20 protein-coding genes are annotated in these 20,457 nt (G+C 68.7%); 5 read left to right on the forward strand and 15 right to left on the reverse strand.

What is annotated here, in order from left to right; translation table 11 throughout:
- The first annotated feature begins 114 nt into the window (after nt 1-114).
- On the forward strand, nt 115-348 hold the full coding sequence (locus tag KTR9_RS17705) for a PspC domain-containing protein (protein ID WP_010841334.1): 234 nt from the start codon (nt 115-117) through the stop codon (nt 346-348).
- Between the two features lie 14 nt (nt 349-362).
- Here KTR9_RS17705 and KTR9_RS17710 read toward each other — a convergent pair whose 3' ends face one another.
- From KTR9_RS17710 to KTR9_RS17720, 3 genes are all read right to left on the reverse strand, one after another.
- Nucleotides 363-1,397, reverse strand: a complete 1,035-nt coding sequence (locus KTR9_RS17710) for a 6-phosphofructokinase (protein ID WP_014927505.1) — start codon at nt 1,395-1,397, stop codon at nt 363-365.
- Between the two features lie 148 nt (nt 1,398-1,545).
- Nucleotides 1,546-2,196, reverse strand: coding sequence for a response regulator (locus KTR9_RS17715; protein WP_014927506.1), 651 nt, complete (start codon nt 2,194-2,196; stop codon nt 1,546-1,548).
- Nucleotides 2,197-2,205: 9 nt separating this feature from the next.
- On the reverse strand, nt 2,206-3,498 hold the full coding sequence (locus KTR9_RS17720) for a sensor histidine kinase (RefSeq protein WP_010841337.1): 1,293 nt from the start codon (nt 3,496-3,498) through the stop codon (nt 2,206-2,208).
- Nucleotides 3,499-3,663: 165 nt separating this feature from the next.
- Here KTR9_RS17720 and KTR9_RS17725 point away from each other — a divergent pair, with 165 nt between their 5' ends.
- Together KTR9_RS17725 and KTR9_RS17730 are read left to right on the forward strand one after the other, a co-directional pair.
- The gene (locus KTR9_RS17725; RefSeq protein WP_238553920.1) at nt 3,664-4,365 is read left to right on the forward strand and encodes a hypothetical protein; all 702 of its coding nucleotides are present in this window, start codon (nt 3,664-3,666) and stop codon (nt 4,363-4,365) included.
- Nucleotides 4,362-5,606: an alpha/beta-hydrolase family protein gene (locus KTR9_RS17730; protein ID WP_014927508.1), complete on the forward strand. Its 1,245-nt coding sequence runs from the start codon at nt 4,362-4,364 to the stop codon at nt 5,604-5,606. The genes KTR9_RS17725 and KTR9_RS17730 overlap by 4 nt, the downstream gene beginning before the upstream one ends.
- A 41-nt stretch (nt 5,607-5,647) precedes the next feature.
- Here KTR9_RS17730 and gatA read toward each other — a convergent pair whose 3' ends face one another.
- Complete coding sequence (gene gatA / locus KTR9_RS17735; protein ID WP_014927509.1) at nt 5,648-7,153, reverse strand: Asp-tRNA(Asn)/Glu-tRNA(Gln) amidotransferase subunit GatA; 1,506 nt, start codon at nt 7,151-7,153, stop codon at nt 5,648-5,650.
- Nucleotides 7,150-7,461: an Asp-tRNA(Asn)/Glu-tRNA(Gln) amidotransferase subunit GatC gene (gene gatC / locus KTR9_RS17740; protein ID WP_010841341.1), complete on the reverse strand. Its 312-nt coding sequence runs from the start codon at nt 7,459-7,461 to the stop codon at nt 7,150-7,152. The genes gatA and gatC overlap by 4 nt, the downstream gene beginning before the upstream one ends.
- 176 nt (nt 7,462-7,637) lie before the next feature.
- Between gatC and KTR9_RS17745 the strand changes: the two genes are divergently transcribed.
- On the forward strand, nt 7,638-8,306 hold the full coding sequence (locus tag KTR9_RS17745) for an amino acid-binding protein (RefSeq protein WP_035717011.1): 669 nt from the start codon (nt 7,638-7,640) through the stop codon (nt 8,304-8,306).
- Between the two features lie 29 nt (nt 8,307-8,335).
- Nucleotides 8,336-8,851 carry an O-acetyl-ADP-ribose deacetylase gene (locus KTR9_RS17750; RefSeq protein ID WP_014927511.1) on the forward strand — a complete coding sequence of 172 codons (516 nt, stop codon included), beginning with the start codon at nt 8,336-8,338 and terminating at the stop codon, nt 8,849-8,851.
- Between the two features lie 4 nt (nt 8,852-8,855).
- On the opposite strand, the gene ligA is transcribed toward KTR9_RS17750, so the two are convergent.
- The 10 genes from ligA to KTR9_RS17800 form a co-directional block, all read right to left on the reverse strand.
- On the reverse strand, nt 8,856-10,946 hold the full coding sequence (gene ligA / locus KTR9_RS17755; protein ID WP_014927512.1) for an NAD-dependent DNA ligase LigA: 2,091 nt from the start codon (nt 10,944-10,946) through the stop codon (nt 8,856-8,858).
- Between the two features lie 267 nt (nt 10,947-11,213).
- Entirely contained in the window at nt 11,214-12,458 is a 1,245-nt protein-coding gene (locus KTR9_RS17760) for an HNH endonuclease signature motif containing protein (RefSeq protein WP_014927513.1), read from the reverse strand.
- A gap of 234 nt (nt 12,459-12,692) precedes the next feature.
- Nucleotides 12,693-13,922: a DUF6461 domain-containing protein gene (locus tag KTR9_RS27005; protein ID WP_083888982.1), complete on the reverse strand. Its 1,230-nt coding sequence runs from the start codon at nt 13,920-13,922 to the stop codon at nt 12,693-12,695.
- A gap of 50 nt (nt 13,923-13,972) precedes the next feature.
- Entirely contained in the window at nt 13,973-14,359 is a 387-nt protein-coding gene (locus tag KTR9_RS17770) for an MmcQ/YjbR family DNA-binding protein (RefSeq protein WP_014927515.1), read from the reverse strand.
- Between the two features lie 41 nt (nt 14,360-14,400).
- On the reverse strand, nt 14,401-15,420 hold the full coding sequence (locus tag KTR9_RS17775) for a methionine synthase, B12 independent (protein WP_014927516.1): 1,020 nt from the start codon (nt 15,418-15,420) through the stop codon (nt 14,401-14,403).
- Nucleotides 15,417-16,535, reverse strand: a complete 1,119-nt coding sequence (gene mnmA / locus KTR9_RS17780; protein ID WP_014927517.1) for a tRNA 2-thiouridine(34) synthase MnmA — start codon at nt 16,533-16,535, stop codon at nt 15,417-15,419. Before mnmA ends, KTR9_RS17775 begins: the two co-directional genes overlap by 4 nt.
- Entirely contained in the window at nt 16,535-17,755 is a 1,221-nt protein-coding gene (locus KTR9_RS17785) for a cysteine desulfurase family protein (protein WP_014927518.1), read from the reverse strand. Before KTR9_RS17785 ends, mnmA begins: the two co-directional genes overlap by 1 nt.
- A 143-nt stretch (nt 17,756-17,898) precedes the next feature.
- A complete protein-coding gene (locus KTR9_RS17790; protein ID WP_010841349.1) occupies nt 17,899-18,378 on the reverse strand; it encodes a DUF4334 domain-containing protein in 480 nt (159 codons plus the stop codon).
- A 61-nt stretch (nt 18,379-18,439) separates the two neighbouring features.
- Nucleotides 18,440-19,384 (reverse strand): lysophospholipid acyltransferase family protein, encoded by a 945-nt coding sequence (locus KTR9_RS17795; RefSeq protein WP_014927519.1) that lies wholly within the window; start codon nt 19,382-19,384, stop codon nt 18,440-18,442.
- Nucleotides 19,381-20,367 carry a GNAT family N-acetyltransferase gene (locus KTR9_RS17800; protein WP_014927520.1) on the reverse strand — a complete coding sequence of 329 codons (987 nt, stop codon included), beginning with the start codon at nt 20,365-20,367 and terminating at the stop codon, nt 19,381-19,383. The genes KTR9_RS17795 and KTR9_RS17800 overlap by 4 nt, the downstream gene beginning before the upstream one ends.
- Nucleotides 20,368-20,457: the final 90 nt, after the last annotated feature.

The raw sequence follows: 20,457 nt of genomic DNA on the forward strand, positions 1-20,457 counted from the left end.
GATATCCCAGGGGCACGTTCAGGGTGATCACCGATGCCGGAAAGGTGCGCCCGCTCGTAGCGTCGACGACATCGACGGACAACGTCGCAACGGACGCCCACCCAGGAGGACGAGATGACCACCCCACAACCCGCCTACACGGGCCCACGCCTGATGCGTTCACGCACCAATTCCTGGCTGGGCGGTGTGTGCGGCGGCATCGCCGAACGCTGGGGCTGGGACCCGACGCTCGTCCGCGTCCTGTTCATCCTGTCGATGCTGCTGCCGGGACCCCAGGTGCTGCTCTACCTGGCACTCTGGATCATCATCCCGCGCGAGCCCGCCGCGACGGCCGCGCCCGTCGCCTGACGCGGCCACCGAGCTCAACCGAAGATGACCCGGATCTCCTTGTACTGATCCAGCGGCACGGTCTTGAGTTCGCCGAGCGCCTCGTCGAAGGTGATCCGCGCGATCTCGGTGCCGTGCAGGGCGACCATCTGCCCCCAGCCCTTCTCGGCGACGAGGTCGGCGGTCGCCATCCCCATCCGTGTCGCCAGGACCCGGTCGTAGGCCGACGGCACCCCGCCGCGCTGGATGTGCCCGAGAACGGTGGCGCGGGTCTCGATGCCGGTCCGCTCCTCGATGAGCGGGGCGAGCACCTCGGCCACACCGCCGAGCCGGGGGCGGTTGAAGCCGTCGAGGCCCTTGGTGGAGTGGGCCTCCTTCATCTCCGGGAGGGTGAAGCCCTCGGCGACGACGACCATCGGTGAACGGCCGCGCGACTTGACGCTGGTGACCCAGGCGCAGATCTGGTCGAGGCTCTCCGGATTCTCCGGGATCAGGATCACGTGCGCGCCGCCCGCGATCCCGGAGTGCAGGGCGATCCAGCCGGCGTGGCGGCCCATCACCTCGAGCACCATGCACCGCTTGTGCGAATTGCCGGTGGTGCGAAGCCGGTCGATGGCCTCGGTGGCGATCTCCACGGCCGTGTTGAACCCGAACGTGTAGTCGGTGGCGGCGATGTCGTTGTCGATGGTCTTGGGAACCCCGACGATGTTGATGCCGTCGTCGAACAGTCTCTTCGACGCCGCCGCTGTGCCCTCGCCGCCGATCGCGATCACGCCGTCGATCTCGAGGTTCTTCAGCACCTTCTTGATGTTCTCGGGTCCGCCGTCGGGTTCGGAGTAGGGACCGAACCGGCTCGTGCCCAGGATGGTGCCGCCCTGGTTGGACAGGCCGCGTACCGTCGACCGGTTCAGTTCGACGATGTCGCCGTAGACGAGTCCGGCCCAGCCGTCCCGGAACCCGACGAACTCGTGGCCGTACACGGTCTCACCTTTGAGCACTGCGCCGCGGATCACCGCGTTCAGTCCGGGGCAGTCTCCCCCGGACGTCAGAATGCCGAACCTCTTGGCCATCTGGTGAGACCACCCTCCCTGTCGTCATCCGTCGAACCTGCATCATCTCCGGAGCCTTGACGTCATCTCCGGGACACGGCCGGTGCCGAGCACGCGGCACGAACATCCCCAATCTAGTGCCCCGGTGAGCCGGGCGCTGGCCGCGAAATCACTTGATGCCGTTCTCGTAGGCGAACACGACCGCCTGGGCTCGGTCCCGGAGTCGGAGTTTGTTCAGGAGGCTGCTCACGTGCGTCTTGACCGTCTGTTCGGTGACGAACAGGTCGGCACCGATCTCTGCGTTGGACTTGCCGTCCGCCACCAGATCGAGGACCTCGCGTTCCCTCGGGGTCAGGGTGTCGAGCTTGTCGTCCCGCGACGGTCGACGACGGTTGGCGGTGACCTCGGTGATCAGGCGCCGCGTGATCGACGGCGCCAGCAAAGCCTCGCCCGCGGCCACCACCCGCACCGCCCGCACCAGCTCGTCGGCGGGTGCGTCCTTGAGCAGGAAGCCCGAGGCACCGATCCGCAGGGCTTCGTACACGTAGTCGTCGATGTCGAAGGTCGTGAGCATCAGCACACGCGTGGGCGGTTCCGACGACGACGCGAGGATCTGTTCGGCCGCCCACAAACCGTCCTTGCGCGGCATGCGCACATCCATCAGGACGACGTCGGGACGGACGCGGCGACACACCTCGACGGCCTCGACCCCGTCGGCGGCGTCGCCGAGGACCGAGAGATCGGGCTGCGCGGCGAGCAGAGCCGAAAAGCCCTGACGCACCATGGCCTGGTCATCTGCGATGACTACGGTGATCGGCACGCCGTTACGCTACCGTCGTCGCGACCGCGGCTCACCGGAACCCGACGAGGTCACGATCGGCTCGGGAACGACGACCTCACGTCGCGGCGACGCCGGGATTCGGGCGCGTACCTCGAATCCCCCGGCCGGGGTCGGCGAGGCGATGAGCGAACCGCCCACTGCCTGAGCACGATCGATCATCCCGGGGATACCCACACCGCTCCCACCGATCTGCAGCGGCTCGGCGGTCGCGGCAGTGTTGACGACGGCGACGTCGACGAGGCCGTCGTCGGTCCGCGACACCTCGACGTCCACGCGTCCGCCGGGGGCGTGTCGGGTCGCGTTGGCCAGCGACTCCTGCACGATTCGATAGATCACCAGGGCAGCCGATTCACCGACCTCGTCCGCGTCGACGTCGAGTACGAGCGCGACCTCGGCGCCGGCGCGTCGTGTCTCGGCGACCAGCGAATCGAGTTCGCCCAGGCCCGGATTCGGTGCCGGCGAGGCGTCCGTACCCTCGACGCGCAGGACCCCGAGCAGTTGCCGGACCTCATCGAGGGACGTACGTGCCGCGTCGGCGATCGCGTCGAATTCCGCTGCGGCCGAGGGACTCACATCCGGCAGGCGATATCTCGCGGTCTGCGACATCACCACCACCATCGACATCCGGTGAGCGACCACGTCGTGCAGGTCCCGGGCGATGCGTGCCCGCTCCTGGAGAACGGCTGCCTCTGCTTCGGCGGCCTCGGTCTGCTCGGTGCGAACCGCCAGCTGCCGGCGGGAGGCCATCAGGCCGCGCAACAACGCGACCACGACCGCGAGCACGGAGATCCCGAAGACCCACCCGACGCGCGCGGTCGGCTGCACGGCGAACGCGATGACGATGGAGGTCGAGACCCAGACCACCGGAATCCACCGCAGCGGGCACTTGAGAAAGGCCATGAACGTGAGGACCAGCAGTTCGATGAGATGGGTCACCTGGATCGTCAGCTCCCACGTACCCCGAACCGGGACGACGATGCCGATCAGTTGCGCGGAGACCACCGAGATCGCCCATCCCAGCAGCGGGGCCGACCACGCGAGGGCGATCGGCAGGGCGGCGAAGGCGGCGACCACGGGGAGCACGAACACCGGCATGGAGTGGGTGATGGGCAGTGTCGGCCAGGCGACCGAGTACATGACGAGCGCCACGAACAGGAAGAACCAGTTCAGGCGCGACGAGAAGTAGTGCCGCACCGCGGGGTCCTGGGCCACGGGTGCGGTCGACACCCATTCCAGTGAGGACGCCCCCACCGCGCGGAGCTTCTTACGGTATCCGAACATGCACTCACCCTAGGCCCGTCGACCACCCGAAGACCTCATACTTTCGAGGGAGACGACCCGATACCGGCGTACGGGTCCGGCGCCGGCGGACCGGCCTGGGGACGACCTCGGACGGCTCCGCGGAGCGATGTGCCGGTCGGGTCCGACCTCATAGCGTCGATGACCATGACCGGATCACAGGACTTCCGAAAACCACCTTCGGACAACGGCTTCCACGGTTCCCTCGATTCCTTCGCACCGGGCCGCCGGCGGCGCTCGCACTGGTGGGCCGCGATGCTCACCCTCACCGCGCTCCTCGCCGGGCAGTGGGTCTCGACCGCGCACGCCGTGGCGGGTCCGCTTCTCAGAGCGACGAGCACGTCGGTGGCGGCGCCATCGGACGATGCGCACAACCCCTACGCGGCCGTGGTCGTCGCCCTCGTGGGACCGCACCCGGCCACCGCGGTGACGCTCCTTCCTCCGACCTTCGTCGTGGCGCAGGGATACTCGCCCCGGATCGTCGACGGATACCCGGTCGACCCGGACGGGGACTGCTCGTCACCGGTCCCCCTGCCGGCGCAGTTCACATCCCTGTGTCGCACCCATGATCTCGGCTACGACCTGCTGCGGGTGGCCGAGCGAGACGGTGCACCGCTCGGCGCGTGGGCCCGGATCGCGCTGGACCGCATGCTGATCGACCGGATGTACGCCTCCTGCGGCTCGCCCGCCTGCACGATCGCCGCGCACGGGGCCCGCATCGGGCTGGCGTGGAACACCTGGCGTCAGTACGGCGGTCCCCCGGCCCGGGGCGAGTCGCTGCCCGCGCTGGTCGGCACGACCATCGAGCGCGCCCTGGTCGACCCCGACGAGTACGAGGTGCGGCGATGACGTCGCACCGGGACGCGCGGTGGTTGCGCGACAGCACTTTCCGATCGTGGCCGCACCCGGCCGTCAGTGTCACCGCCACGCTCGGTCACCTCGTCGCGCTCTACCCGGGCACACTGCCACGCGACGCGACGACGACGGCGATCCTGACCGTTGTGCTCAGCGCTTTGGGAGCGTGCACCGGCATGATTCTCGCGCGGCGTACCCGTCGGCAGCCGGAGGAACAGGCCCGACGCGTCGTCTTCGGCTCGTGCGTGGTGATCCTCGGATGCGCGGTCGGCGTAGCGCTCTGGTGGCAGAACCTCATCCGGTCGGCGGTCGACGCCGCACCCGCGGGTCTCGGGTGGTGCGCTGCGGCGGCGTTGCCGTCCGCGCTGATCGTGGCGGCGATCGTGGCCGTCCCGCGGATCACCGCGATGGCCGCTGCCGGTGGCCTCGCACTCACGGCCGGATTGCTGGCGCCCGCCGACGCCGGGGCCGACGGGCAGCCGTTGCCGGTCTCGTCGTCGGCGCAGCAGGATTCGGGTATCGTGCTGCGCGGCGAGCTCAGGGACGGCCGATTCGACGATGCCGCAGCGGAACTGACGCGGACGTGGGCGGTGTCGGACGGACCCTCGGCGCGCGCGGTCGTGGTCGCGGTGCCGACCGGATCGGGGTGGGTCGATTCCGCAGCCGTCGACGGTTACGCCAGCCGTTTCGCCGACGATGTCCGGGTTCTCACCCTCCCGTACGCCCAGGTGCCGTCCTGGCAGGCCTTCCTGTCCGACCGGACCAGGGCCGCGGAATCGGCGATCGCCGTGGTGTCGGCGCTGGCGACCGTACTGGATCGTGTGCCCGAGCACGAACGTCCGCGAGTGGTTCTCTACGGGCAGAGTCTCGGCGCCGTGGGTGCCGACGCCGCCCGGGTGTGGCTGGAGAACGAACATCCCGCGCTGCTCGACGAGACCGTGCTGGTCGCGCCGCCGGCGGGCACCGTCGCCGCGGTGTCCCGTACCCCGCGAGCGGTCCTCGCCAATTCCAGCGATCCGGTCGTGCGCTGGTCGTTCGCCGAACTGTGGCGACCGCACCGGGCGACCGGCGACACCCACATCCGTGGTCCGCGGGTGCCCGACGCACCGTGGCTACCCGTGGTCAGCTTCGTGCAGACGAGCATCGACCTGCTCGGCGCGCTCGACGGGGCGGCCGGCGTCGGCCACCGATACGGGTCGGAACAGGCCGGGCCGCCACATCCGTTGCGCGGCTGACGGTCCGCCGGCCGGCACACCGATGAGCCGTGCAGTGCCGGTCAGACGATCGGGCCGCGAGCCGCTTCGTAGGAGGCGCCGACCCGGTACAGGCGGTCGTCGGCGAGGGCGGGAGCCATGATCTGCAGACCGACGGGCATCCCGTCATCGACCGACAGGCCCGAGGGCACCGACATCGAGCCGATGCCGGCGAGGTTCACCGGCAGCGTGCACAGGTCGAACAGGTACATCGCGAGCGGATCGTCGACCTTCTCCCCGATCGGGAACGCGGTGGTCGGCGTGGTCGGCGAGATCAGCACGTCCACCTTCTCGAAGGCCGTGGCGAAGTCGCGCGAGATCAGGGTGCGGACCTTCTGCGCCTGACCGTAGTACGCGTCGTAGTAACCCGACGACAAGGCGTAGGTGCCGATCATGATGCGGCGCTTGACCTCTGGGCCGAAACCGGCTTCGCGGGACAGCGCCATGACCTCGTCGGCGGAATGCGAACCGTCGTCGCCGACACGCAACCCGTAGCGCATCGCGTCGAACCGTGCGAGGTTCGACGACACCTCCGACGGAAGGATCAGATAGTACGCGCCGAGCGCGTAGGTGAAGTGCGGGCAGCTCACCTCGATGACCTCGGCGCCACGCTCGGTGAGCAACTTCACCGCCTGGTGGAAGGAGTCGAGTACGCCCGACTGGTAACCCTCGCCCTGCAGTTCGGTGACGACACCGATCTTCACGCCCTTGAGGTCCTGCTCGGCGCCCTCGCGGGCGGCCGCGACGACGTTGGGGACCGGGACGTTGATCGACGTCGAGTCGCGCGGGTCGTGCCCGGCGATGACCTCGTGCAGCATCGCGGTGTCGAGAACCGTGCGGCCACACGGGCCGCCCTGGTCGAGCGACGACGCGCAGGCGACGAGGCCGTAGCGCGAGACGGTGCCGTAGGTCGGCTTGACGCCGACGGTCGCGGTGACCGCGGCCGGCTGGCGGATGGAGCCGCCGGTGTCGGTACCGATCGCCAGCGGGGCCTCGTACGACGCCAGTGCCGCCGCGCTACCGCCACCCGAGCCGCCCGGGATCTTGGTGAGATCCCACGGGTTCCGGGTCAACTGGTACGCCGAGTTCTCGGTCGAGCTGCCCATGGCGAACTCGTCCATGTTGGTCTTGCCCAGGATCGGGATGCCCGCGGCGCGAAGACGTTCGGTGACCGCTGCGTCGTAGGGCGGAACCCATCCCTCGAGGATCTTGGAGCCGCAGGTCGTCGGCGCGTCGGTGGTGGTGAAGACGTCCTTGAGTGCGATGGGCACACCCGCGAGCGCCGATGGGGTCTCGCCGGCGGCGATCGCATCGTCGGCCGCCTTGGCGGCGACCAGCGCTTCGGCACCGCTCACATGCAGGAACGCGCCGAGCTGGTCGTCGATCTCGGCGATGCGGTCGAGGTGGGCCTGGGTGACCTCCACCGAGCTGACCTCGCGCGCGCCGATCTTGGTGGCGAGTTCGGCGGCGGACAACCCGGTCAGATCACCAGCGGGACGCGGGGTTGCGGCACTGGCCTCGGGACTCACTGTTCTTCTCCCAGGATCTGCGGGACGGCGAAACGGTCCTGCTCCACCGCCGGTGCACCGGACAGGGCGGCGTCGGTCGTCAGCCCGGGGACCACGACATCCGGACGCAGCACATTCGCGAGTTCGGCCGGGTGAGCGGTACCGGGCACGTCGTCGGCTGCCACCTCCGACACCGACGCGACGTGAGTCAGGATCGAGTCCAGCTGCTCGGCGTAGACATCGAGTTCGTCCTCGCTCAGGGCCAGTCGTGACAATCGCGCCAGATGCGCGACCTCATCCCGCGATATGGACTTCGGTTCGCCAGCCACTGCAGCGTCCTTCCTCACATCACTGTTCGTTCGTCTGTCGTCATCTGTGCTCGCCTCATCGCGTCGTAGACACGGCTCGCACAACGTCTCCAGACTATGGGAACCCACGAGAGGGACTCACCCCAGCCACCGGTTGCGCCGCGGGCGCTGCGCGCGGCACGCACGCGGGTGCGAGAATGTCGCACGTGTCCTACCTGTTGCGGGTCTACCTCGAAGACCGGCCGGGCAGCCTCGGCGTGCTCGCCGTGCAGCTCGGCTCGGTCGGTGCAGACATCCTGTCACTCGAGGTCGTCGAGCGCGGCAACGGCTACGCCGTGGACGATCTCGTCGTCGAGGTGGCGCCCGGTTCGCTTCCCGACAGCCTGATCACCGCGGCCGAGAAGGTCAACGGTGTCCGCGTCGACTCGATCCGGCCCTACTCCGGTGTCCTGGACACCCACCGCGAACTCGAGCTGGTCGACCGGGTGGCCACCGCCGGTCGTGACCGGCTACAGGTCCTGGTGGACAACGCACCTCGGGTGCTGCGCGTCTCGTGGGCGATGGTGATCACCCCCGCCAGCGGCGGCGTGCTGCAACTCTTCGGCTCATCGGGAGCCCCGGAGACCCCGTTGACCAGGGCCGACTGGCTTCCTCTGGAGAGAGCCACCGAGCTCGACGCCGAGGGTGACTGGGTTCCGGGTGCGTGGCAGGAGATGGACACCCGCCTTGCCGCGGCGCCGCTGGGTTCGGAGTCGAAGGCGATCCTGCTCGGACGCATCGGCGGGCCGGACTTCCGGCCGTCGGAGGTCGCCCGGCTCGGTTACCTCGCCGGGATCGTCAGCACCGTCCTACGCGCCGAGAGTTAGTCCCGACGGTCGTCGGGCATCATGGACATATGACGTCCATCACGCTGGTTCAGGGCGACATCACGACGCAGTCCGTCGACGCGATCGTCAATGCCGCCAATTCCACCCTGCTCGGTGGCGGCGGGGTCGACGGCGCGATCCACCGGCGCGGCGGCCCGGCGATCCTCGCGGAGTGCAAGGAGCTACGCGCGGGCGCCTACCGCCGCGGACTGCCGGTCGGCGAGGCGGTGGCCACCACCGCGGGAGACCTGCCTGCGCGCTGGGTCATCCACACCGTCGGACCGGTCCACTCCTACGACGAGGACCGCTCCACCCTCCTCGTCTCCTGCTACCGCGAATCACTTCGTGTCGCAACCGAACTCGGGGCCACCACGATCGCCTTCCCGGCGATCTCGACCGGCGTCTACGGCTGGCCGATGGAGGACGGCGCCCGCAAGGCGGTCGACACGGTCCGTGCCGCGGTGCCGGACACCTCGATCGAGGAGGTCCGGTTCGTCCTCTTCGACCAGCGCGCCTACCGAGCGTTCGAGGCCGCACTGGCCTGATCGGTCACTCCGGGCTGCCGGTCTCCAGCAATTTCTTGAACGCGTCCTCGTCCAGCACCGGCACGCCGAGCTGTTCGGCCTTGTCGGCCTTGGTGCCCGGCGACTCCCCCACCACCACGTAGTCGGTCTTCTTCGACACCGAACCCGACGCCTTGCCGCCGCGCTGCAGGATGGCCTCCTTGGCGCCGTCGCGCGAGAAGTCCACCAGCGATCCGGTCACGACGATCGTCTTGCCCTCGAGGGTCCGCGGGATCGACTCGTCCCGCTCGTCTTCCATGGAAACGCCTGCGGCGCGCCACTTCTCGACGATGTCCCGATGCCAGTCGACGGTGAACCAGTCGTGTATGGACTGCGCGAGGGTCATCCCCAGCCCTTCGACGCCGGCGAGCTGGTCGATGTCGGCGGCCTCGATCGCCTCGAGCGAACCGAACTCGGTGGCCAGGGCCCGGGCCGCGGTGGGCCCGACATGGCGGATCGACAGCCCGACCAGCACGCGCCACAACGCCACGTCCTTGGCCTTGTCGAGGTTCGCCAGCAGCCTCTTGCCATTCGCCGAGAGCGCCCCCGCCTTGGTGGTGAACAGGTCGGTGCGGACCAGATCGTCGGCGGTCAGCGAGAAGAGATCACCCTCGTTGGTGAGCACACCCGCCGACAGCAGGGCCGACGCGGCTTCGTAACCGAGCGCCTCGATGTCGAAGGAGCCCCGGCCGGCGAGATGGAAGAGCCGCTCGCGCAGCTGAGCCGGGCAGCTCTCCTGGTTCGGGCAGCGGAGGTCTGCGTCGCTCTCCTTCTCCGGTCGCAGCGGCGTCTGGCATGCCGGACACAGCTCCGGCATCTCGAACTCGACCTCGGTGCCGTCGCGTAGATCGACGACGGGCCCGAGGACCTCGGGGATCACGTCGCCCGCCTTGCGGATGGTGACGGTGTCGCCGATCAGCACGCCCTTGCGCTTGACCTCCGAACCGTTGTGCAGGGTCGCACGCGAGACCGTGGACCCGGCGACGAGCACGGGTTCGAGGACCGCGAAAGGGGTGACGCGGCCGGTGCGCCCGACGTTGACCTGGATGTCGGAGAGCTTGGTGGTGGCTTCCTCGGGCGGGTACTTGTAGGCGATCGCCCACCGCGGCGCCCGCGAGGTGGAACCGAGGCGTCGCTGCACCCCGAAGTCGTCGACCTTGACCACGATGCCGTCGATCTCGTGCTCGACGTCGTGGCGGTGCTCGCCCCAGTAGGTGATCTTGTCGATGATCTCCTCGGCGCCGGACACCTTGGTGGTGTGCGTGGACACCGGCAGACCCCACGCGCCGAGCGCCAGGTAGGCGTCGTGCAGGGATGCCGGGCGCCAGCCCTCGGTGTGCCCGATGCCGTGGCAGATCATCCGCAGCCTGCGACGGGCCGTGATCTGCGGGTTCTTCTGGCGTAGCGATCCTGCGGCCGAGTTGCGCGGATTCGCGAACGGCGCCTTGCCCTCCGCCACGAGCGAGGCGTTCAGCGCCTCGAAGTCCTCCACGCGGAAGAAGACCTCACCACGCACCTCGAGGACGTCGGGGATCGGGTACTCCGCGGACTCGGTCAGTCGCATCGGGATGTCGTCGATGGTGCGCGCGTTGAGGGACACGTCCTCGCCGGTCCGGCCGTCGCCACGGGTGACACCCCGCTCGAGGACTCCGTTGCGGTAGACCAGCGCGAGGGCCACCCCGTCGATCTTGAGTTCACACAGGAAGTCCGCCCTGGCCCCGGCGTCGGCGAACACCCGGTCGACCCAGGTGCGCATCTCGTCGTGGTCGAAGACGTTGTCCAGGGACATCATTCGCTCGAGGTGGTCGACCGGGGAGAACGCCGTCGAGAAGCCGCCACCGACGAGCTTGGTGGGTGAGTCGGCGGTCGCGAGTTCCGGGTGCGCGTCCTCGAGTGACTGCAGACGCCGCAGGAGCAGATCGAACTCGCCGTCGGTGATGACCGGCGCGTCCTTGACGTAGTAGCGGAACTGGTGCTCGCGAATCTCCTCGGCGAGGGCGGTCCACTCCTCGCGCAGATCGCCCTCGGGCCCCGACTGCTCGGTGACCGGCTGACCCGACTCCGTTGTTTCTGCCACGTTCCGAGGGTATCGGAGCGTTAGGACAGGTCCTGTCCTTCGTGGCACTGACACATGTCATCGTCGTTGACGCGACGACCGAGCTGCGCCAAGGCTGATCCTGGCCGTAAGGCTGAGCCTGTCGCCCTGCGTCCTGGATCAGAACACCAGCTGTCACAGGCCTGTTGTCACGAGACACCTGGGGGTCTGGTCGTCCATTGCACACTGTGGAGTTGTCAAAGGTCGTGTGGCGTCGGAGTCGATGCCGGAGGGTCTGAGGGGGGGCGGTCAGACGGGCGCGTCGTCGAGTCGCATGGTGCGCCGGTTATAGGCCGGGCGGGGTGAGCGTCGCGGGTCGACGTCGGCCGGCGGGATCAGCCAGGGATGCCGGTCGGGACCCATCACCACTTGCCACCCGTGGTGGTGGACCTGAGTGTGACATCGTTGACACAGCAGGCACCCGTTGTCCAGATCGGTCGGGCCACCGTCAGCCCAGTGGACCAGGTGATGTACTTGTGAATGTGCTGCTGGTGCACCACATTTCACACAGCACAAGTCCCGCACGATGATCGCCTGCCGCAGATGGTGCGGAAACAACCGCTTCGTGGTGCCCATCCGCAACGGCACGCCCTCGGTGTCGAGAATGATCTCGGCGACTCCGCTGTCACACGACAACCGCTGCGCTGACGCGGCCGATATTGCCCCGACCCACGGCAACCGTGCCGGATCGACGCCGTCGGCTGGAACGGTGACCAGCACTTGGGTGCGTGGTGCTCCGGCGGTGGTCATCGCCGCGCCGATCGCCGCCTGATCCAGCAGCAACTCCAACCCGTCCGCGCGGCGTTCTCCGACACTGCGACGATCCTCGGCTCCGTCGGGTTCGGGACGCGGACCGGATCGTTCGTCGATCATCGACAGAAACTTCTCCCCGATCACCGCACTCACATCCGCGCTGATCGCGACCCGCCCCTCCTCGGTCACCCTGGTGTGCACGGTGTTCAACGACGCATCATCAGCCGCCGGAACCGTGTCGGGATCAGCGTCTGCGACACGCACCGCGACACCCCGTGCGCGGGTGTCGATCTCCGCGGGAGTGGCACCGGAGAACGCCAGCGTGAGCAGTTCGGTCTCGAACGCCCGACGGTCGTCGTCGGAAAGCGCTGCTGCAGCGCGTCGGTCGATGAGAGCGATCCCTCGAACGACCGCGTCGACGCACTCGGCAGCCAGGTACCCGTCGGCGGCGCAGTCGGCGACCTTCGGCAACAAGGCCAGGCCGCCGGCGATCCGCACACCACGGTGGGCGACCGATGGTGGCATCCCCATCTCGATCAGCCACGACCGTGTCGTCGATCCCGCACGGGCCGCCGCACCCGACGCGTCCAGAAGAGCTACGTGCACAGCGATCTGATGATCCAGCACGTTGCGCAACACACGCAGTTCGTCGAGTCGGTCGAACACCGCGCGACCACTCCCGTCCTCGGGCGGTGGAGCGAGGAAGACGAGGGTGTCGCGGAACTCGGTGATCGAGGGCATGACACCCAAGGTACTCGCCAGAACGTTCGACGACGAGATTTCTCCACAACCCCGCTTCGACCAATATGACTGCGCTGCAATTGATATCACTCACGCCTCAGCGGTGAACCGTGGTGGACTGTGGTGGACTGAAACCTCACCAGTCACATTGCCGCCGAAGGCACCCTGAAGCCGCGCAACCAGGAACGCCTGCAGCCCCCAGAGTACGAATCCGAGTGCCGACATCTGTGCCGGTCAATCCGGGACTATGAAGAGGTTCTCGGAGAACGACTCGTTGAGTATCACGTTTCTGAGCTCTTCGGTACGGCCGCTGCTCTCGGCTCGCAGCGGGATGCCGGTGTTGGCGTCGAACGCAACCGCCACCGGGCCGAAGATATAGGGAGGAAATACGAACTCCCACGCTCGGCGCCCGCCTACCTCGGTGACCGTTCCAAGACCGGTGGGATCGATCACCAAACGAAACGAGGTCAACTGATCCCAGCGACGATGAATCGCGACCAGCTGATCGGGCCACGTACTGGGTGCATAAGGCCCGCGGTGCCAGAGGCGCCCCGAGGAATCGCTCACCGAGAGCAACCCGTCGTCGTCGGCCTGCCTCACTCCCTCGAACGGCGAGTACCAGAACTCCACCTCGAGGCGCTCCTCGCTACCGCCCTGATCCTCGGAGAGCACCATGGTCGCGTGGACGGTCGACTCGCCGGCCGACCGATACAGCTGGTGCACCTCGCTCCAGGTCGCTCGCTCCCCCAGCAGCGGAACTCGGGGCGGCATCTCGTGGGCGTAGGGCGCCTGAGGCTCCGTGGTGGTGGGCACCAGAGCGACGGTGAACTCCGCGGACTCGATCAGCTCCTTGGTGACAGCAATCCCGGTGCGCCGCTCGGCAAGTGCGAAACTGGCCTCGATGTGGAAGAACTCGTCTCGGGGTTCGTCGGTCTCCTCGAGCTCGAATCCGCCGACTTCGGACATCAGGTCGAACACTGACGACGATCCGGTGGTCGTAATCGACCTGGCCCGGTCGAGATCCCGGGAAGGGAACATCGGCTCAAACGAAATCTGTTGCCGCCCATCGCGCCACCACACAAAGCGTGAGTTTGCGTTGACGTTGCTGAAGTGGCTGACGATCTCATGGTTGTCGATGACGGACTTGTACAGGTCATCTGTGACGCCGAGGTACTCACTGTTGTGCTGAATCAGCAGCACCCACCCGCCGCCGATGTCGGCAACCCCCACGGTTTGCACGGCCTGCGACATCATGGGAGCCAGGCCCAACAGTTCGAACTCCGTCGACCGTTTACCGAACCCCTCCAAGCCGACCCCGTGGGGACGTCGGCTGTAGGCGGACAGAGCATCAAGGACACCGTCAGCAGTGGCATCGCGAATCAGGCTGACAACGTGGCCGTTCGCTCGCCAGCCGGCGAACTCTTCATCGTTGAACCACAGAAAGTCCCGGTAGGTTGCCGCCACTGTTCCACCATCTCAGGAATCGCTCTTGCTGATCGAGAGGACTGTCCGCTTCACAAGGAATCGAGCTTGGCCAGCGACCGCTTCGGTGCGATCTGGCGGTAGCTCGTGTCGAGGAGTTCGGCGACCTCGTCCCAGTCGGTGTCGTCGTCGAGGATCAGGCCCACCCAGCCGGCGGGGCCGAGGTAGGCGGGCAGGAAGAATCGCGGATCGTCCAGCAGGGCGGGCCGTTCGGAATCGTCGGCGAGGACCAGGATCGACTGGTCGTGACGGATCTTGCTGCCCTTGACCCCGCCGCCGTAGTTGCCGAACATCTTGCCGCAGCGGAAGGTCGGGCGGCCGTGCGCGACGACCTCGGTCGCGTCGGGCAGCGCGAGCGCGATCGTCCGTACGCGGACCAGGTAGGGGTCCGCGTCGTCGAACATGATCGGGTGCGGCATACCGACGAGGATAGGTCTGCGAGGTCGGGCCTGCAGGGGTTTCAGAGTGCCGACGGATCGCTGCCGAGTAGCTGACCGGCTTTCGCGGTGACCGCAAGCGCCGTCTTGGCCCAGCTCGTCGACGCGCCGGCCAGACCGCAGGTCGGGGTCACGATGATGTTGTCCGACAACACTTTCCGGCTCAGACCGATGCGATCGGTGAGCGCGGCGAGTTCGGTCGCCACGTGTTCGGCGGCCAACGGGCGATCGGGTGCGGTCGACGGCACGCGTCCCGCGAGCAGCACGCCGCCGCGATCGACGAGCATGCCGATGCCGTCGAGATCGGCCGGGGAGGGCTTGGTCAGGTCGATCGAATAGCCGACGCCGGGAAGGTGTTCGATCAGTTCCCATCGCGGTCTGCCGCAGTCGTGCAGGATCACCGGTGCGCCGACATGGTCGATGAGTTCGGTGAGTGCACGGGCCACCTCGACCACCGGTATCGCCCGGATGGGGTCGAAGCGCGTCAGCGGCTTCACCGTGCCGTCGATGACCTGACCGATCATCGGCTCGTCGAGCTGGACCACCACGCGCGCGCCGAGCCGGCGTTGTACCTCGGCGACGTGCGCGCGCACGCCCTCGGCCGTCGACTCGACGATGTCGCGGACCGCGCCATGATCCTTGAGGACTCGCTGCCCGTTTGCCAGCTCGACCGACGCCGACGTGGTGAACGGACCGGCGACCTGCACCTTGAACGGGCGTCCGGTGCCGACGAAACCCGCGGTCTCCCAGAGCTCCTCGACGACGTCGAGGTCCTCGGCGAGGAGGTCGGATGCACGCCGTGCCAGGCGGGAGTGGCGTTGCGCGAGACGGTATCCCCACGTCGCGGTATCCATCGGCAGATCGACGAGGATCGCCGCCATCCGGCCGATCAGATCCGAGCCGATACCTCGGCCGGGGAGTTCGACGAGGTGTGTGAGGTCGAGTTCGCCGTTGACCACCTCGGCCGCGGCTCGCGCGTCGGTGCCCGGCATCGATCCCACACCGGTGCCCACACCGGTGGGCAGAGCCGATGATCCGGTCACGGAGTCGGCACGACAGTCGGCTGCGACGAGGTGGTGGCGATCCGCCCGCACCCGACGACCTGGTCGCCGCGCCGGGCATCGGGCAGGTACAGCACCGCGGCCTGACCGCGGGCGACGCCGGTGAGTGGCTCCTGCAGGACGATCTCGATACCTGGTCCCCCGTCGATCGTGGTCGCGGTCGCGCGCACCGGCGCGAGTCCGCCGTGGGCGCGGACCTGCACCATCGCGTCGAAGGGCTCGCCGGGAGTGACACCCGAGGTCCAGACCGCGCGGGTGGCGGTGATCCCCCAGACCTGCAGGTCGGCTGCCGTCCCGACGGTGACCGTCCCCGAATCGGGATCGATCTCGGTGACATAGCGCGGCTTGCCGTCGGCGGCGGGCGCCTCGACCCCGAGGCCCTTGCGCTGACCGATGGTGAAACCGTGGACTCCGTCGTGCTCGGCGAGACGCTCACCCGACGCCGCGTCCACGATCGCCCCCGGCCGAACACCGATGCGGGCACCGAGGAACGCGCGGGTGTCGCCGCTCGGGATGAAGCAGATGTCGTGGGAGTCCGGCTTGTCCGCGATGGCCAGCCCGCGGCGGGCCGCCTCGGCTCGGATTTCGGTCTTCGGGGTGTCGCCGATCGGGAACATCGCCCGCGACAACTGATCACGCGTCAGGACGGCGAGCACATACGACTGGTCCTTGTCGGCGTCGACCGCACGCCGTAGCTCCCCGTCGACGAGCTGGGCATAGTGGCCGGTGGCCAGCGCGTCGAAACCGAGGGCGACCGCCTTGTCGGCGAGGGCCGCGAACTTGATCTTCTCGTTGCACGTCAGGCACGGGTTCGGTGTGCGTCCGGCCGCGTAGGCCTCGACGAACTCGTCGATCACATCGTCTTTGAAGCGGTCGGCGAAATCCCAGACGTAGAACGGGATTCCGAGGACATCGGCCGCCCGGCGGGCGTCGGAGGCGTCCTCACGTGAACAGCATCCGCGCGACCCCGTGCGCAGCGCACCCGGAGCCGTTGACAGCGCCAGATGAACACCGACCACCTCGTGACCGGCCTCGACCGCTCGTGCCGCGGCGACCGCCGAGTCGACGCCGCCACTCATCGCCGCCAGTACTCGCATCAGGAGATCCTTCCGCCGGGGACCGATACCAGGCCCGCGGCTCGTGCCCGGTCGACGACCCCGTCGATGACCGCGGCGACCGCGTCGATGTCGGCGTCGGTGGTGGTGTGGCCGAGGGAGAACCGCAACGACGACCGTGCGTCGGCCATGTCCAGCCCCATCGCGAGGAGCACATGACTGGCCTGCGCCACCCCGGCGGTGCAGGCCGATCCGGTCGAGCATTCGACACCCTTGGCGTCGAGGAGCATCAGCAACGAGTCACCCTCGCATCCGGCGAACGACACGTGCACGTTGCCCGGGAGGCGGCCGGCACCGTCGGCCCCGTTGCGCACCGCTCCGTCCACGCCGAGCAGGACCTCGGTCAACCGGGTCTGCAGCGCCCGCAGGTGGGCGGTGTTGGTGTCCAGGTTCTGCACGCACCACGACAGCGCGGCGGCCATGCCGACCGCGCCGGCGACGTCCTGCGTTCCCGACCGGACGTCGCGTTCGTGGCCGCCGCCGTGCAGCAGCGGCACACACCCGACGTCCCGACCGAGCAGCAGGGCGCCGACACCCTGCGGCCCGCCGAACTTGTGGGCGGCCAGGCTGAGCGCCGAGAGGCCGCTGGCCGCGAAATCGACCGGCAGATGGCCGACGGCCTGGATCGCGTCGGAATGCACGGGGATGCCGAACTCGGACCCGAGCGCGGCGATCTCGGTGATCGGCTGGATCGTGCCGACCTCGTTGTTGGCCCACATGACCGAGATGAGAGCGGTCTCGTCCGCGTGCGCCTCGAGCTCAGCACGCAGGTCGGCCGGCGAGATCACACCGTCGGCGTCGACGGGTAGCAGTACGAGATCGGCGCCGGCCTCGTCGGCGAGCCACTGAGCGGGGTCGAGGACGGCATGGTGTTCGACCGCGGAGGTGATGATCCGGCGACGGCGCGGGTCGGCGTTCCGCCGGGACCAGTAGATGCCCTTGACCGCCAGGTTGTCGGACTCCGTCCCGCCCCCGGTGAACACGACCTCGGACGGCCGGGCGCCGACAGCCGCGGCGATGGCCTCGCGCGCCTCCTCGAGCCGACGGCGCGCGGTGCGGCCGGATCCGTGCAGCGACGAGGCGTTACCCGGTTGGGCGAAGACGGCCGTCATCGCCTCGACGGCTTCGGGCAGCATCTGCGTCGAAGCGGCGTGATCGAGGTAGACAGGCGCCTTCACGGGCGGTCGGCTTGGCACGGGCATCGCTAGCAAGGATAAACGCGCTTAGGTCGCCGACAAATTCCGCGATCGGGCCGCCGATCGCCGGCCTGCCGACCCGGTAGCGGCCGCACGACGCCGAACGCGCACGTCGGGAGGTGTGAGGCCACTCCGGCGACCGGTCGCGGTCAGACCCGCTCGAGATAGAAGTACAGGTGACGGCCGTCGATGACGCCGCCCTTACCGTTCATGATCCCCATCACCGTGGTGTCGTCGACCCGCTTGAAGTGGTCGATGACCGGCTGGCCGTCGTAGACCATCGACGCGGTGATCTCGCCGCGGAACTCGATCGCCCACAGGCTCGCCTCGCCCTTGCCGAGCTTGGTGTTGGAGAAGAGGTTGCCGTTGTCGTCACGGCACACCAGAGGCTGGACGTCGCTGCGCGAGGTGAAGGTCTTGCCGAACCAGTTGGCCTTGGCGAGCGTGCCGTTGATGGCGTGTCCGGTGGTGAACTCGCCACCCTTCCAGGCGCCGAGCATCTCCTCGGGCCGGAGCGTCGACAATCCGGCCCAGACGGTGTCGAGATCGGCGTCGTCGACCCGGCCGTCGACATCGCGGAGTTCGAAGAACTTGGTGCGCGCGGCTTCTCGGGTTCGGGTGGACGTCATCGTCGCCTCCTGGAGGTACGCGGTTATCGTCCACAGACCTGCGGACGGCTACCGGTGAAACCTATATGAGAGAACGGGTGATGTCACTTTCCGCGGCGGCGGGAAGGCCCGCCACGACGCGCTCGCATCGACCCGCCAGCTCGCGACGATCCCGGCCGGGCGCCTCGGGTGGGTGGATGACCATCGTGACGGCCAGGCCACGTGCCCGCAGAACCCGCCGGAGGGTGTCGGCCGGGGTGTCGGCGCCGATGAAACTCGGCGCCGTCGCGGTGGTCCCGTCGGTGCCGACGAATCGCAGCTTCACCGGCACCACCGGGACATCCGCGTCGATCGCGGCCTGGAAGAACGCCGGGCGGAACGCGCCGCCGGATCGACCGCAGTAGGTGGTGCCCTCGGGGAACACGATCACCGACGAGTCGCGGTGCAGGCGTCCGGCGACCTCGCCGACCGTCTCCGGTAACCCGCGGAGTGTGCCGCGGTCGACGGCGATGACGCCGAACCTGCGCGCAAGGGAGGACACCACCGGCATCCCGACGACATCGGATTTGGCCACCACGTGCGCGGGGCTGATCAGCGCGAGTGCGAGCACGTCGAGGAAGGAGATGTGATTGGCGACCACCAGCCCCGCTCGGGCAGGGTCTGCTCGGCGGTCCTCGACGTCGACGGAGATCCCCAGGGCCGCCAACAGTGCACTCGATGCAGGGGCGCGGAGCGAACGTGGCGGTCGTCGACGCAGACCCGCCACCGCCCGAGCGGTCAGGACGGCCCAGACGATCCACATCGCGACCGCCGCGAGCCGGCACAGGCGCCACCCGACGATCGTCGCGTCGGCGATCGCGTCGAAGCGCCGCGCCACCGTCGGGCCGAGGCATCCTTCGCCGCAGGTGCTGATCGGGAACCACGGATGCGTGAGCGCGCCGGACGGGCGGGCCGGCGGACACTGTGAGTGGCCGCGTCGCGGACCAGCCGTGCGCGGTGAGACCGGACCGGCCAGCAGCGCGGTCATCGTGCCGCGCCCCCGGGCTCCGGCGCGGCATCCATGCGGGGCGAGCCGAGCCGTCTGGCACTCGATCGCAGCCGGTCCAGGTAGCGCTTGTTCGCGCCCTCGCGGTCGAGCAGGGTGAGGAAGTCCGCGACGTCGAAGACGTCGTCGACCGCCGGTTCGCCGCAGATCCGGGCACCGAGGCGCAGGTATCCGCGCATCAGCGGCGGCATCGCGACCGTGTCCGAGGGCACGATGTCGTCGAGCAGGCGTCCGCCCACGCGTGCCGGCACGAGCGGGTGGGCCTGACGCAGTGCATCCCGATGCTCGTCGCGCAGTCGATCCCGCAGGGCGCGCAGCGACGACCCCGGCAGCCACTCCCCCGGACTGTGCAGCGGCACCGACACGCACCCCATCAGGTAGCGCAGGTCGGCGTCGTCCATGTACTGGAGCAGCGCCGCCCACATCAGCGCGGTCACCGAGCCGTCGCGGTACCCGGAATGCACGCAGGCACGCCCCAATTCGACTGTGGCGGAGACGATGTCGTTCATCTCTCGAAGATCGAACTCGGTCGCCGAGTACCACCCGCCGGCGGCGATGGCCCGGGCCGGGGCGAGGACTCGCGCGCATCCGACGACACCGTCGTCGGTGTGGCGGACGATGAGGTGCTCGCAGAAGGCGTCGAAGCGGTCGGCGTCGCGACCGGTGGCCGAGTCACCGATGCGATCGGAGAAACCGGGTTCGTCGGCGAAGACGCGGTACCGCAACTCTTGTGCGGCGACGATGTCGGCGGGGTCGTCGGACACGAGGACGCGGATGGGCCCCGCGGTGAGCAGGGTCCTCGGCTCGGCTCGCGTGAACGGTGCGCGCGAGACGTGGCTGGTGCGGACTGGCGACTGCATGGCGTTCATGACTCGAATGAAAGCCAGACCGGGCATCGGCGGGACCACCGCAGTGTGTCGTGTCGGTGCGGGTTCGGTGAACTCGGGCCGCCACCGGGTGAACATGACCCGCGACGGCCACGAGCGGGTGAACGACCCCCGAACGCACGGTGACCCCCGACGCGGGGTCGGGGGTCACCGGGTTTCTGAGCGGAT

Origin of the sequence: Gordonia sp. KTR9 (genome assembly GCF_000143885.2) — a bacterium.
GTDB lineage: Bacteria > Actinomycetota > Actinomycetes > Mycobacteriales > Mycobacteriaceae > Gordonia.